This is a genomic window from Paracrocinitomix mangrovi (assembly GCF_019740355.2).
Lineage (GTDB): Bacteria > Bacteroidota > Bacteroidia > Flavobacteriales_D > Crocinitomicaceae > Paracrocinitomix > Paracrocinitomix mangrovi.
The window spans coordinates 2,865,247-2,879,811 of sequence record NZ_CP091819.1 but is presented as its reverse complement, the minus strand read 5'-3'; the positions used below and the strand labels follow the sequence as shown (position 1 = coordinate 2,879,811).

10 protein-coding genes are annotated in these 14,565 nt (G+C 35.9%); 5 read left to right on the top strand and 5 right to left on the bottom strand.

From position 1 onward, the window contains the following. Window positions 1-4: 4 nt before the first annotated feature. Window positions 5-1,033 carry a rod shape-determining protein gene (locus K6119_RS13170; protein ID WP_221832415.1) on the bottom strand — a complete coding sequence of 343 codons (1,029 nt, stop codon included), beginning with the start codon at window positions 1,031-1,033 and terminating at the stop codon, window positions 5-7. A gap of 141 nt (window positions 1,034-1,174) precedes the next feature. Further along, window positions 1,175-2,704 carry a bifunctional phosphoribosylaminoimidazolecarboxamide formyltransferase/IMP cyclohydrolase gene (gene purH, locus K6119_RS13165; protein WP_221832414.1) on the bottom strand — a complete coding sequence of 510 codons (1,530 nt, stop codon included), beginning with the start codon at window positions 2,702-2,704 and terminating at the stop codon, window positions 1,175-1,177. Between the two features lie 234 nt (window positions 2,705-2,938). Here purH and K6119_RS13160 point away from each other — a divergent pair, with 234 nt between their 5' ends. The 3 genes from K6119_RS13160 (at window position 2,939) to K6119_RS13150 (ending at window position 7,566) form a co-directional block, all read left to right on the top strand. Further along, window positions 2,939-3,499 (top strand): RNA polymerase sigma factor, encoded by a 561-nt coding sequence (locus K6119_RS13160; protein WP_221832413.1) that lies wholly within the window; start codon window positions 2,939-2,941, stop codon window positions 3,497-3,499. A gap of 170 nt (window positions 3,500-3,669) precedes the next feature. After that, window positions 3,670-4,278: a DUF2911 domain-containing protein gene (locus tag K6119_RS13155; protein WP_221832411.1), complete on the top strand. Its 609-nt coding sequence runs from the start codon at window positions 3,670-3,672 to the stop codon at window positions 4,276-4,278. A gap of 102 nt (window positions 4,279-4,380) precedes the next feature. Continuing rightward, the gene (locus K6119_RS13150; RefSeq protein ID WP_221832408.1) at window positions 4,381-7,566 is read left to right on the top strand and encodes a two-component regulator propeller domain-containing protein; all 3,186 of its coding nucleotides are present in this window, start codon (window positions 4,381-4,383) and stop codon (window positions 7,564-7,566) included. A gap of 7 nt (window positions 7,567-7,573) precedes the next feature. Here K6119_RS13150 and K6119_RS13145 read toward each other — a convergent pair whose 3' ends face one another. After that, window positions 7,574-8,869: a M23 family metallopeptidase gene (locus tag K6119_RS13145; RefSeq protein WP_221832406.1), complete on the bottom strand. Its 1,296-nt coding sequence runs from the start codon at window positions 8,867-8,869 to the stop codon at window positions 7,574-7,576. Window positions 8,870-9,036: 167 nt separating this feature from the next. On the opposite strand from K6119_RS13145, the gene K6119_RS13140 reads away from it, so the two are divergent. Then, a complete protein-coding gene (locus K6119_RS13140) occupies window positions 9,037-10,482 on the top strand; it encodes a T9SS type A sorting domain-containing protein (RefSeq protein ID WP_221832405.1) in 1,446 nt (481 codons plus the stop codon). Here K6119_RS13140 and K6119_RS13135 read toward each other — a convergent pair. Next, the gene (locus K6119_RS13135; RefSeq protein ID WP_221832403.1) at window positions 10,479-11,504 is read right to left on the bottom strand and encodes a tryptophan 2,3-dioxygenase family protein; all 1,026 of its coding nucleotides are present in this window, start codon (window positions 11,502-11,504) and stop codon (window positions 10,479-10,481) included. The genes K6119_RS13140 and K6119_RS13135 overlap by 4 nt on opposite strands. A gap of 140 nt (window positions 11,505-11,644) precedes the next feature. On the opposite strand from K6119_RS13135, the gene K6119_RS13130 reads away from it, so the two are divergent. After that, the gene (locus K6119_RS13130; protein ID WP_221832402.1) at window positions 11,645-13,492 is read left to right on the top strand and encodes a S8 family peptidase; all 1,848 of its coding nucleotides are present in this window, start codon (window positions 11,645-11,647) and stop codon (window positions 13,490-13,492) included. 74 nt (window positions 13,493-13,566) lie between these two features. Here the strand turns inward: K6119_RS13130 and K6119_RS13125 are convergent, their stop codons facing one another. Continuing rightward, window positions 13,567-14,388 carry a DUF3108 domain-containing protein gene (locus K6119_RS13125; protein ID WP_221832400.1) on the bottom strand — a complete coding sequence of 274 codons (822 nt, stop codon included), beginning with the start codon at window positions 14,386-14,388 and terminating at the stop codon, window positions 13,567-13,569. Window positions 14,389-14,565 lie beyond the last annotated feature (177 nt).

Sequence of the window (14,565 nt, the reverse complement as noted above, 5' to 3'; positions counted from 1 at the left end):
AACATTAACGCATTAAGAACTGGAATCTATCGATATTCTTTAATGCGATACTCGTTCCACGAGCAACAGCTCTTAGTGGATCTTCTGCAATGTGCACAGGAAGTTTTGTTTTCATTGAGATACGTTTATCCAACCCTCTCAACATTGAACCACCTCCGGCTAAATAAATTCCGGTTTTATAAATATCTGCAGATAATTCCGGTGGAGTCATCTCCAGTGCACTTAAAATCGCCTCTTCAATTTTTGAAACCGATTTGTCAAGTGCATGCGCAATTTCAGAATAAGTAATTTGAATCTCTTTCGGAATTCCGGTCATCAAATCACGACCACGAACCGCATATGGTTCTGGTTTAATATCATCATCAAGTTCTGTTAAGGCAGAACCTACTTTAATTTTAATTTGTTCAGCTGTTCTTTCTCCTACCAGGATGTTGTGCTGACGTCTCATGTATTCTTCAATATCACTTGTGAAGTCATCTCCCGCAACACGGATAGATTTATCACACACAATACCTCCTAGCGCAATTACGGCAATCTCAGAAGTTCCTCCTCCTATATCAATGATCATGTTACCCATTGGCTCTTCAACATCAATACCGATACCGATAGCTGCTGCCATTGGCTCGTGAATCAAATATACTTCTTTGGCTCCTGCATGTTCAGCAGAGTCACGTACCGCACGTTTCTCAACCTCTGTAATACCTGAAGGAATACAAATCACCATTTTTAATGATGGATTAATGATTTTTGGTCCTTTGTTGATCATCTTAATCAAACCTCTAATCATTTGCTCTGCCGACTCAAAGTCTGCAATCACACCATCTTTCAAAGGCCTAATTGTCTCAATCAACTTATGCGTCTTTCCGTGCATTTGTTGAGCAGTTTTGCCAATGGCTACCACTTTTCCACTCTGAATGTCTTTGGCTACAATAGAAGGTTCATCAACAACCACTTTGTCATTCATGATGATCAAAGTATTGGCTGTTCCCAAATCAATTGCAATCTCCTGTGATAAAAAATCAAATAATCCCATCTCGGTTTTCTTTCGGGTAAATAATGCGGACCGCTTTGTCTATAATTACAAATGCTGATTTCGGCCCATTCCTTCTATTTTACTCTATTCTTTCAATTTAGTTACTGTTGAGCCTAAATTTTATACTCAACTGTCTCATTATTAATGTTTAAAATGTCTATTTCCGGTAAACACCATGCTCATTCCGTGCTCATTGCAATAGTTGATTGACAACTCATCTTTTATTGAACCTCCCGGTTGAATCACAGCTTTAATTCCTGCATTATCTGCAATTTCCACACAATCAGGAAAAGGGAAAAATGCATCTGAAGCCATCACCGCTCCATTCAAGTCAAAATTGAATGATTGTGCTTTGTGAATAGCTTGTCTTAATGCATCAACTCTAGACGTTTGACCAGTTCCGCTTGCCAATAATTGACCATTTTTGGCTAACACAATTGTGTTTGATTTAGTGTGTTTCACTAATCTATTAGCAAACTCCAGATCTTTAATTTCTTGTTCTGTTGGTTTAGCAGTTGTTTTTAATTCAAAATTTTCTGCTTTATCAGAAATCAAATCTTTGTCTTGTTCTAAAACTCCGTTCAAAATTGTACGGAATTGTTTTTTAGGAAGTGCAATTGGTTTTTGTACCAAAATCACTCTATTTTTTTTGCTTTTTAACGTTTCCAAAGCAGCTTCATCATAAGCCGGAGCAATTACAACTTCACAAAACAAATCATCTATCAATTTTGCAGTTGCCGCATCAATTTTAGTGTTTGAAATTAAAATCCCACCAAATGCTGAAACAGGATCTCCTGCCAATGCGTCAATGTATGCTTGTTCAATTGAATCTCTTGTAGCAAAACCACAAGCGTTGTTATGTTTCAAAATAGCAAATGAAGGTTTATCATTTTTGAAATCCTCCATCAAATTCACTGCTGCATCAACGTCCAATAAGTTGTTGTATGATAACTCTTTGCCGTGAAGCTTTTCAAACATAGCATCTAAATCACCATAAAAAACTCCTTTTTGATGAGGGTTCTCTCCGTATCTCAAAACTTGAGATTGTGATATACTTTGTTTAAAAACTTCTTTTTTTCCTTGATTGAAATACTTGTAAATTTCAGTATCGTAATGAGAAGAAACGTCAAATGCAGCCATTGCAAAATCTTTTCTATCTGCTTCAGATGTTTCAGCACCATTTCTAGTTAAACAATCCAATAAAGGTTGGTACTGTTCTTTGGAAGGAACAATAACAACATCTGCATAATTCTTAGCTGCTGCTCTAATCAAAGATATTCCCCCAATATCAATTTTTTCAATGATTTCTTGATGCGAAGCCCCTGAAGCTACAGTATCTTCAAAAGGATATAAATCCACAATTACAAGATCAATTTCTGGAATTTCGTACTCTGCAATTTGCAACTGATCTCCTTCATTAGATCTCCTGTTCAAAATTCCTCCAAAAACTTTGGGATGTAAAGTTTTAACTCGTCCCCCTAAAATTGAGGGATATGAAGTTAAATCCTCTACTCTTTCAACATGAATTCCCAGGTCTTCAATATAAGTTTGTGTACCACCTGTAGAGTAGATAGTTACCCCCAATTCATTAAGTTTCTTGGCAATCGCATCTAATCCCTGTTTATCGAAAACAGATATTAAAGCGTTTTTAATCGTTTTGTAATCGGACATCTGATTTATTTGAAATTGTAATGCGCACTGCAAAATTAGGATATTAAGGTGATTTGACCCTCATAAAATCCGAATAAATTAACCACAAAGAAATAATCGTTGTCATTTAGTAATTATTCGTACACTAATTGATAGATACAAATGCCCTTTTCGTTGAGTTAAGCAGCCCTTTTGCAGATATTTTAAAATATAAGGGAAGTATGCACGTCTTAGTAGATACCAAAGCAAATAAAAATGCAACTATCACAACAAATAACAGTGTCTGATATCATTCTGAAAGAGGGAAATAAGTTATTCAACTTTATCCGTAAAAGAGTGAATTCAAAACTAGATGCTGAAGATATACTACAGGATGTCTATTTCCAATTGGCAAAAATATCACATGACATTAACTCAATTGAGCGAATGAGTGCATGGTTATTTCAAATTGCCAGAAATAAGATTACTGATAATTATAGAAAAAAGAAGAGTTTAAGTTTTTCTGATCTGGATAGAGCCGGAGACGCAGAAGAAGGTACCATGTTTTTTCAAGACTTCATTACAGATGAAGGGGATTTACAAGACGATTTATTGACCAGAGATAATGTATGGCAAGAACTAGAAGAAGCTTTAGAAGAATTGCCGCAAGAACAAAGAGAAGTTTTTGAATTACATGAATTTCAAGGAATGTCTTTTAAAGAAATTAGTGAGAAAACAGGTGTACAGGTAAATACATTGTTATCTCGAAAACGATACGCCACCATCTTTTTGAGAAAAAAATTAGACCATTTATACCAGGAAATACTGGATAAATAAAGCAAGAGTTTGGAAAGGGAACAATAGCCAATGATTTAATCTAAAACACCTTTCCATATCCACAACAAGTGGCAATTTAAGGTTAGTAGGTTTAACTAAGAGGTCGGGGATTCATTTTCTCGACCTCTTTTTTGTAATGATTTTGTAATTTCGCCTAAAACTTGGACCATATGAAATATGCATTACCCTTTTTAGCAGCAGTTTTCTTCCTTTCATGCAAAGGTGGAGAAGAGAATGGTGAAGAGCAAACAACAGATACTGATTCAACAATTGAGGTAAATACTCAATCAGAAGAAATAGAAGAAAATCAGGAACAAGTTGAACGCAAAAGTCCAAGACAAGACAACTCTTACGCTTTTAACGGTATTACAGTTAAAGTAAATTACGGTTCACCCAGAGTTAAAAACAGAGTAATTTGGGGAGATTTAGTCCCTTTTAATGAAGTTTGGAGAGCAGGTGCAGATGAAGTTACGGCAGTAACTTTTGATCAAACCGTAAAAATTGATGGTAAAAAAGTAAATGCTGACACTTACGGCCTTTTTATTATTCCAAGACAAACCGGAAATTGGACAGTTATCTTTAACGAAGAATGGAGCCAGGAAGAGCACGGTGTTTGGGGTGCTTTCAATTACAAAGAAAATAAGGATGTGATCCGCTTTGAGGTAAGCCCTCTTGATCTTGACGATTCAGTTGAAAACATGACGTTTAGAATGGAAGGCAATCTATTTATCTTTGAATGGGATAGAAAGCGTTTCGAATTTCCAATAGAAAAAGCCTAAATCTACTTGTTAGAATTTACTGATTTTTATCATCTTATCCAACTTTTTAGCTACCGCTGAAGTGTTGGCAGTCAAATTGCAGTATATTAGTTTTACTATATCATGAGAAGGCTTTTATTTATACTGTTAATCTTTACAAGCACCTTAGGTCTTAGTCAAAAATATGCCTTCAAACATTATTCTTTAGAGGATGGCCTTGCGCGTTCAAGTGTGTATGATATTATTGAAGACAATCATGGCTTTTTGTGGATAGGAACAGAAGGAGGAGGAGTTTCAAAGTTTGATGGATATGATTTTAAAACATACACCAGAAAAAACGGATTGCCCTCACATGACATTCGTGCAATTTTTCAAGATAGATTAGGAACTTTTTGGTTTGGTACACCAGAAGGGTTGTGTTATTACGACAGCAATGAATTTATCACCCTAGATACAACCAATGGCCTTGATGACAATCATGTTCGTTCAATTTCTCAGGATGAAAAAGGAAATATCTGGGTAGCAACAGATAAAGGAGTCACAATAATTGACCCAAAAACTAAATGGGTATCACAAGAGCGAAAAGAAAAATTTAATTTACCTCACACATCCATCAGACATGTATTGCACCAGGATGGCAAAACCTACTTGTCAACTGATGAGGGTTTGGTTATTTATAAAGGAGAATCAATTACAGTTTACACTACCCACGAAGGTCTTTCAGACGACCGTATTTTGAGAACTATAGTAGATCACAATGGCATCATTTGGGCAGGAACAGCATCCGGTTTAAATAAAATTGACGGTGAACACATAACAAAATGGAATGTTGATGAAGGAATGCCTCATGGCAGAGTGATGGATTTGATAGAGGGTCCTGACAATAACATTTGGGTAGGAACACCAGCAGGAATTTGCGTGTTTAATGGGGATCAATTTAAAGTAATCCGAGCTGAAAATGGCCTTTCAAGTGAACGCATTCGTTGCTTAAGTGAAGACACTTTTGGCAATATTTGGATAGGGACATCTTTTGGTGGGATAATGAAGTTTAACCCTGAAGATTTTGTGCAATTCACCAAATCAGAAGGACTTGGGTCTGAACAGGTATTTTCAGTAGAACAAGGAATGAACGGGGAAATTCTGGTAGGGACATTTAGCGGATTAACCATCATTGATAAAGTAGAAAACAATGAACCGCACTTGACTAATATTGATCTTCAAACGGATTATTGGAACAAGACGGTCTCATCAATACAACAATTTTCAGAGGATGGATATTTAATGGGAACTAATAAAGGTGTTTGCGTTCTAAAAAACAAGAAGATCAGCTACATTGGCACGGAACAAGGTTTATTAAATGAACGTGTCAATGTAATTAAGTTGGTTGATAATGTCTGCTGGGTGGGGACTCAAGAAGGATTAGGCAAAATCAAAATAACTCCAAACGGATATTCGGTAGAATTCTTTGAGGCCCATAAAGGAATTTCAGGTCGTGATGTAAAATGCATTGAAGTTGATCAAAAAGGAAGAGTATGGGTGGGATATTCAGGAGGTTTTATTGACATATTTGAGGGAAATAAAATCACTTCTCCACAACTCCCTGAAAACCTTATAGAAATATCTTGTATTGCATTTGACAATAATGGGAAGTTATGGTTAGGCACTAACGGTTTTGGACTATATTATGGTGATTATGACGAAGCAAATCAAAAACTGAACATTGAAAATCTAATCAATGAAGAACTAGAAAATTCTACGGCTGTTTATTCCCTACTTGCAGTGGAATCTGAAGTGTGGGCAGGATTTGAAAATGGATTGTATGTTATCAAAGCAACATCAGATACAACATTCAATACACATTATTACGGAGAAGATCGAGGGTTTCTTGGAATGCAAAATAATCCAAATGCCAGTTTGCGAGACAAAGCTGGTAGATTATGGTTTGGAACCGTAAGTGGCCTATTTTTATTAGAATCAAAAGAAATAAGTGACTTTTCTTCCGGAACTCCTTCAATAAAGTATCTCCGCTCTATTAAAGTGATGGGAGAACGAGTTAACTGGCACACATCAGATTGGTGTACAGGAGTTACAGGAAACCACCATTTACCTGCCAATTTAAAGCTTCCTTATAGTGAAAACTCAATAGGGTTTGAATTTGGAGCCATCAATTATATCCTTCCGGAGAAAATACTTTACACATGGAAGCTTGAAAACTTTGATGAAAATTGGAGTGAACCATCCACCATGAAATTTGCATCCTACACTAACCTTCATCCGGGAGAATATACTTTTAGGTTGAGGTCTTCTGATGAATTTGGAGCAATAACAGAAGATGAATTAAGCTTTAGTTTTCAAATTGATAAACCATTTTGGATGAGATGGTGGTTTAGAATAATTGCCGCAATTGGAATTTTGTTCAGCTTATTTGTAATTGTACGATTCAGAACCAGAAAACTAATAAAACAAAAGCAGGCATTAGAATCAGTTGTAAAAGAAAGAACCAAAGAAATCAGTACACAAGCAGATGAACTTAAACTGAAAAACGAAGAAATAAAAGATTCTATCGTTTATGCCAAAAGAATCCAAACAGCCATCTTACCTACACAAGATTTGATTAACAGTTCTATTAATCTTGAACACTTTGTACTGTACAGACCAAAGGATATTGTATCCGGTGATTTTTACTGGTTAGAAGAAACTCAAGATACCGTTTTAATGGCGGTAGCAGATTGTACAGGACATGGAGTTCCCGGAGCAATGGTTTCAGTAATCTGCAACAATGCGCTTAACAGAGCAGTTAGAGAGTTTGAGTTAAGCATTCCGGGAGAGATATTAAATAAAACAAGAGAACTTGTTATTGCTGAATTTGAAAAATCTCATGAAGATGTAAAGGACGGGATGGATATTGCTATGATCTCCTTAGTTAAGGCTAATGATGGTAAAGTGAGAATCAAGTATGCAGGTGCCAATAATCCACTTTGGATCCTGAAAAAGGAAAGCAACGAAATAGAAGAAATCAAAGCCAACAAACAACCAATTGGACAATTTCATGACATGAAAGAGTTTGATACACATGCATTAGAAGTTTCTCCAGGTGATCTTATCTATTTCTTTTCAGATGGATATGCAGATCAGTTTGGCGGTGACAAAGGCAAAAAATTCAAAGCCAAATCACTTAAAATGTTGTTGTTACAGATGCGTAATCAGCCAATGGCAGAGCAATCCGAAATACTAGAAAAAAGAATTGAAGAATGGAGAGGAAATCTAGAACAAGTAGATGACATCTGCGTAGTTGGAATCAGAATTTAATTCCTATTTACACATTTATAGAATCACTTTCCACAACATAAGGAGTAATTGGCAATGAGTCTAATCTTGCCTTAATTGGTTCAATAAACTCCAAATACTTAGGCAAAATAGAATCAGGCATTGGAACAGAAGGAGGGAATTTCTCTGCCCTATGATTTACTTGTTTCCCGTTTTTCCAGAATCTATAACATACATGCGGTCCGGTAGCCAAGCCTGTTGAACCAACATATCCAATAACTTGACCTTGTCTTACGCGTACTCCTTTTTTAATTCCGGGAGCAAATCCTGACATGTGTAGGTACTGAGTGGAATACACCTCATCATGATAAATTTTTACATAATTTCCATTTCCACCGGTATAAGAAGCTGCTATTACCGTTCCATCTGCAGTAGCCATAATTGGTGTTCCGTGTGGAGCTGCGTAATCAGTTCCCAAATGTGATTTCCATCTTTTTTGAACCGGATGAAAGCGTTTCATTGTAAAACCTGAGCTTATTCTTGAATATTTTACCGGAGCCATCAAGAAAGGTCTTTTCATCTCCTTACCTTTTTCATCAAAGAATCCCACTTTATTGCTATCCGCATTTACTACATATTTGAACCCATAGTACTCTAATCCTTGATGTCTGAACCAGGCATATTTAATTTCACCTACTGAAAACGGTTTACCCTCCACAGATTTTTCAGTATAAATGGCTTTGAATTCATCACCTGGATGTAAGCGGAAAAAGTCAATTGTCCAGGCAAAAACGCCGGCTATATGCTCAGCCATTTCACCAGTCATATTGATGTCTTTTAATTGCTGATCCAAGGCAAATGTCAGGTTTGAATTCTTGATAATCTCACCTGAAATCATCTTTTCTTCAATTGACCATTCTTTTTCTCTCTTTTCTACAATAATTGAATCTGTTGTAAAATCAAAAACCACATACTCTACTATACTTTTAGGATAAATACAGTACAATAATTTTTTGGCAGTGTCCTCTCTATCACACAACATCAGGTAATCTTTTCCTTCCTTAATGTATCGCAATCCAACTGAAGAATCAGCCGCCATTTCTGCTGCAATGTTAATTTGATATTGAGTGAGGCCATACCCTTGAAACATATGACTCATAGTCCAGCCCGGTTGAACAGTATCTCTTTCTACCACGAAAGAATCCAGATTGAATCCGTATTCAATTACCGGCTCAGGAATCACTATTTCCTCAACAGCTTCTTCACTTTCTGTGTTTTTCTTACTTCCGCAAGCCGCCATAAAAATGGCCAGCACAACTATACTAAAATTGAAAAGGTTTCTCATTATTCAGGGTATTGACACAAAATTAATGTGTTAAACCCTTTAAAAATGTTAAAAGTCCAAAGCTTTATTAAGAGTGTACTGTTAGCTATTGATTGATAGATATAAAATAGCATGTATCAGTTTATTAAGCTGTTGCAATTGACTTTATTTTAGATTAAATTGTCCCCATGAAGTTTCATTTAACCCTCTTTTTAACTGCTATTTGCATGGCTGGTTTTTCTCAGAATTACCAATCCGTGCGATCAACTGATGTCCATTATTTTATGGCTTATGACAACGATAATGACTATGACCCTATTTTGGCAATAGCTTGTGATTCAGTTGATTTTGTTAGCGGAGACAGTATTTTATATCCATTTAAAGCGTTGCAGAATAATTATTCAGATACCACTGGAAATTGCTATTTAAAATTGCAGGGTAGTTGGATAGGAGAAAAAATAATTGTCCAACCAAACGGTGTTAATGTATTTTTTAATCAAGATCTGGATAGTATTTTTATCCATACTCTAGATACACTTGGACAAGTTTCATTGATGATGGAAGATCAACTTGGGTTTCAATATCTAACCACAGTAACTGATATTTCTGAAGTCAATTTTTTAGGTTATACAGACACGGTTAAAACCTTTTCCATTACATCCGACAATACAGCTTTCAATCTCTCTCCAGCCGAAATAAAACTGAGTAAAAATCACGGTGTATATGCTATGATGGCCATGTTCTCTTTCCCTGTAGCATACAATTCTGTCTCAGTTGAAGATCAGTATGAACTGGTAGGGCAAGATTTTCCGACAATTGGAATAACTAAACCTACTAATCAGGAATTGTTTGACATTGAAATTGGTGATATAATTAATTATACCACGCATTCCGGCAGTATACCTTATACAGAAATTTACCATGAAAAAAAGATTCTGGATAAAACAGTTAATGGAACAACTGCAACTTATACAATAGAGTATAAACAGGCCAATTATTTCTCAGGTTACATAGATATGCCTTCCACTTATAGTTGGTCAAGCGATACCGTTACAGAATCGTATGACATCAGCAACGTTTATTACACCAATCAGTTACCCGGACAAACAGTAAGTACTTTAACTTTTAATGATCCTGAAAGTACATTGCTGGTTTATTATTCAGGGAATTGTGGTTATAAAATTACCAGTAAATCAGAGGCTGTGGCTTCTGATAGCTCAGGTTTTTGTTTTCACTCCTGGCATATTCCAACTGTCACTTCAACAGCAATTTCAGGTGCATTAGATTATTATGGTTCTTGTTATGACGTTCAATCAGGAGGTTGCAATACTTCAACATCATTGAATTTTAAATACAATTCAGGAGTAGCATGTGGCACCCAATTCTTTGTTTCAACTGAAACATTAAAACCAATTGCATTCAAAGTATTTCCAAATCCGTCTAAAGATTACATCACCATTGAGTCAAATGGTGAGTGGACCCATTTTGTACTTTTTAATGCAAACGGAATGAATGTGCTGGAAGGAGTTAAAACCTCTGAAATTGATATTTCTATTTTACCGGCAGGGATGTACTTTTTACAGATTGAATCTGCCAATAATGAGATTATTCGTGAAAAAATTGTGAAGTACTAAAGTTTGTCTTTCAACTTTTCTTCAGTATTGATTGTTTCAGCAAATACTTCTTCTACCCAACGTTTTCCCCATTCTTCCATTTCTTTCTCTGACCACAATTCAGGATAGAAAATACGTCTTTGGAATCTAGGAGGAAGATACTTTTGCCAATTTGTTCCTCCTGTACCTTTGCTTTCACCCTTTGTTGCCAAGTAATGAACTGCAGTACGGTAATGAACCAATGGCCAGTTGATATTAACATTTACATCCAGTTCTCTCAACTCCTTAATCAATTCAGTATTTGCCTGATCAACATCAGAAAGTGATTTGTATTTTTTCCACAAGTTCATAGGTTGATAAACATCCGCGAAGTCATGAAATTCATCCAGATACTTCTCTTCAAAATCTCTCAAAGTCAATGTTTTTTCACCTGTTTCTTCCACAATTGCTCCTTCTCTCCAATAGATGTTGTCTAATTGTTCATGGATATCTGCATCCCACAACTGCTTGCGCTTGTTTTCATGAACCAAATATTTCAAATCTGTACAGCTGATTTCAATTTTACGATATGATGCTGTTTGGAATCCACTTGCAGATAATAAGGACATTCTGAACTTGGTAAATTGTTCTTTTTCCATTCCCAGACGCATAATATCAAATGATCTGGTTAAAGCATTAAAATACATATTGCAACGCTTTAATCTTTCAATGAAAAAATCGGCTTTTAACTCTTTGTTCCAGCCTAAATCTTGACCTATATCTGATATGATTTTACCGTTTCGGCATATTTGATCTAACTCATGTTGTATCAAATAAAAATACAACTCAGTTATTTGGTGATAAACGATAAAAATCTTCTCATCCGGAAAATCTGTTTTTGGTTTCTGTAAACTTAAAAGTGCATCCACTTCAATATAATCCCAATAAGCTAAAGGATTTGCAAAAATTAATCCATCTAAATAAGAATCAAGATCCTGACCAATGGCAGCATATTTCTCTTTTAGCAATTTTAGACGTTCTAGTGTAGATTCAGAAAGTTCCATACTCCAAAAATTTGGACCTAAGTTAAGTAAAACTGTGTTTTGAATTATGACAAAAGTCAATGAGCGTTGGTTTACAGATAAATCCGATATGGAATAAACAATGGTTTTACTTACATTTACTTAAATCTATTATGGTTTCTATGAAATTAATTTCTCTACTACTAATGCTTAACCTGTCATATTTTGGAATGGCACAAAAGCAAGCAATTGGACTTTCTATTGTTTTTAACGAATCTATACTACCGCAAGATCGCGCGGCTGATTTGGATCATATAAAAGGCCTTCAACCTCATGACAGCAATTTATACTTAAAGGGTTTTGAAGTACAATTATCACTATTTGAAGATGGCAACAACATTGATGCTATTTACGAAGAAGTAAAAGCAATTCCTTCTGTAGATTTTGTTTCTTTTTTGTACAGATCTGAAGAAGATGCTTATGCGGCAGATTTACCTGAAGTTTTTGTAAAAACGGAACATGATTTAAGTACTTCAGAAATTGAAGAATTGAAGAGTTTTTCTTCAGCTGTTAGGGTGATTCCTTATAAAGGCCTGGATAAAGTTTATCGCATTCAATATGACAAAAACTGCACACATAAAGAAAGAGCCTTAGTGAGAGCTTTAAACGCAAGCGGTAAATATGAAATTGTAAGTCAGAACACTTTGCACTCGGTTCGTGCTACTACAAACGATCCTTATTACAATTATCAATGGGCCATTTCAAATGACGGTTCGGCCAATCAGTTTAACGGGGATGCCGGAGCAGATATGAATGTAGATACTGCCTGGAGTTATACTATGGGACAGGATTACATTGAAATTGCGGTTTTAGATTCAGGTGTAGATACCAATCATGTTGATTTGGTAAATAATCTCTTGCCGGGATTTGATGCTACTGGAGGCGGAAGCAATGGATACCCAAATACAACCTATTCAAATGATGGACATGGTACATGTTGCGCCGGAATAATCGCTGCAGAAGCAAATAACAGTATTGGCGTTTCGGGAGTTGCGCCCAATTGCAAAATTAGGCCGGTTAAAATCTTTTACTACATCAATATCGGATCAGGTCCAATTCCTTTTGCTTCAGCATCAGCAGGTATGGACGGAATAATTTGGGCTGTGGATACTGCAAATGCTGATGTTTTAAGCAATTCATGGGGATTGAGAAATTCAGATATCAGCACATTAGGAGTTGATACAGCAATGAGTAATATGGTAGTGAGTCAAAAAATTGCAAGCGGAAGATATGGAAAAGGTGTGCCAATGTTGTTTTCATCAGGAAATGACGCAGACAATTATTCAATTTGGCCGGCAAGTCATCCAAAAACAATTTCAGTTGGTGCTTCAACCATGTGTGATGAATTGAAAACCACAAACGATTGTTCTCCTGAAAACTGGTGGGGAAGTAATTATGGATTAAATCTAGACGTAACAGCACCCGGAGTTAAAGTGTTAGCAACTGACATGAGTGGTTCAATGGGATTTAACGGATTTACAGATAATGATTACGCCTGGTTTAATGGTACTTCTGCAGCTTGTCCAAACGCAGCCGGAGTGATGGCCTTGATCTTGTCTTATGATTCAACTTTAACTGTAGAAGAAGCAAGAAATGTAATTTCAATAACTGCCGATAAAGTTGGAGGGTACAGTTATGACAGCTGGAGCACCTATGGATATTGGTCAACTCAAATGGGTTATGGAAGAGTAAATGCTTTGAGTGCCATGCAGTATATGAATACGGCTGTAGGATTGGATGAATCAGCCACAAATACTGCTAAAATTATTTACGGAAATGATGAAACCATGCTTTACTGTCCAAATTTAAATTCAAGAATCAATATCTATGATTTAAATGGTAGATTGGTTAAAGCTGTTCAAACTACATCAGATTTAACAGATCTCAGCCAAAGTGAAAGTGGTATTTATTTGATAGAGGTATTGAATAATAATGGGGAACGAGAAGTGTTGAAGATGTTCCAAAAATAAAAAGTCCTCTCAACAAAGTTGAAAGGACTGCATTCCACATTTGTGGAAACTACTAAACCATAAAGCGTTTAATTTTATTTTACAATGGCCATTGGGTTGGCTAAGCCTTCCCAGCCTACAAGGTGCATTTTAATTGAACCCACTTGTATTTTTGCTTTGGCCATGATAGGAATTTTATTTCCGTCGTCTGTAATCCAAACCTCAACAGCATCTTCTGAGCTAAAAACTCTTCCTTGCTCAACAACAGGTTCAAATTTGTGACATCTGTATTTTCCTTTTCTTGTTCTGATCACTTCTTTTCCTAGATACTTGATTTTAGTAGGAAACAATTCTTCATCTAAAAAGATATCAACTTCATATTCCTGACCTTTTTTTGCATTTGAAAAATCGATTGTTCTGGCATAATAAAAAGCTGAAATCATGTCCTGAACACGATCCGGAACTTTATGTTTTTTCCCTTTTTCGGTTTCTACTATGTTCTTGTGTTGAAAGAAGGTATAATCTTGATTGATTTTAAACCCACCTTCATCTACACGTCTTTTAAACACCCAGGGAACCATTGCCTGAGCATCCATGTATGATTCATATAAGTCATCTACTTTATAAAACCATTCAAAAGCTGAAATGGTACGACCTCTTCCAATCATCCTCCACAACTTTCTGCCGTTGATGGTTCTTTTAGTTTCAACTACCTGTAAAGTTGCTTCACCGGCATCAAATACACCATAAGTTAATCTGTAGGTTAATTTTTCACCTGGTTTAAATGCTGAATGTTTAATGTTGATTAGTTTGTTGTCTTCCTGTGTTTGTTCTGTAAATTGACATTCATCAAATTTGTGAGCTTTCGCTCCTAGAGTCAGGCTCAGTGCTGCGAAAGCGAATGCATATTTTTTCATTTGAATAATTTTTTATGGTTTACATTTTACTAGGATCAAAATCAGTGCCAAAATGCAGCTGAGGCGTTGTTAAATACAGTTTAATCAACCGTTATAGACAGTGAGGAATAATGTGGAAGAAAAATTTGCTTTAACAAAGAAAACTCCGTACATTTAAGCACAGAGTAAGTAGTTTTT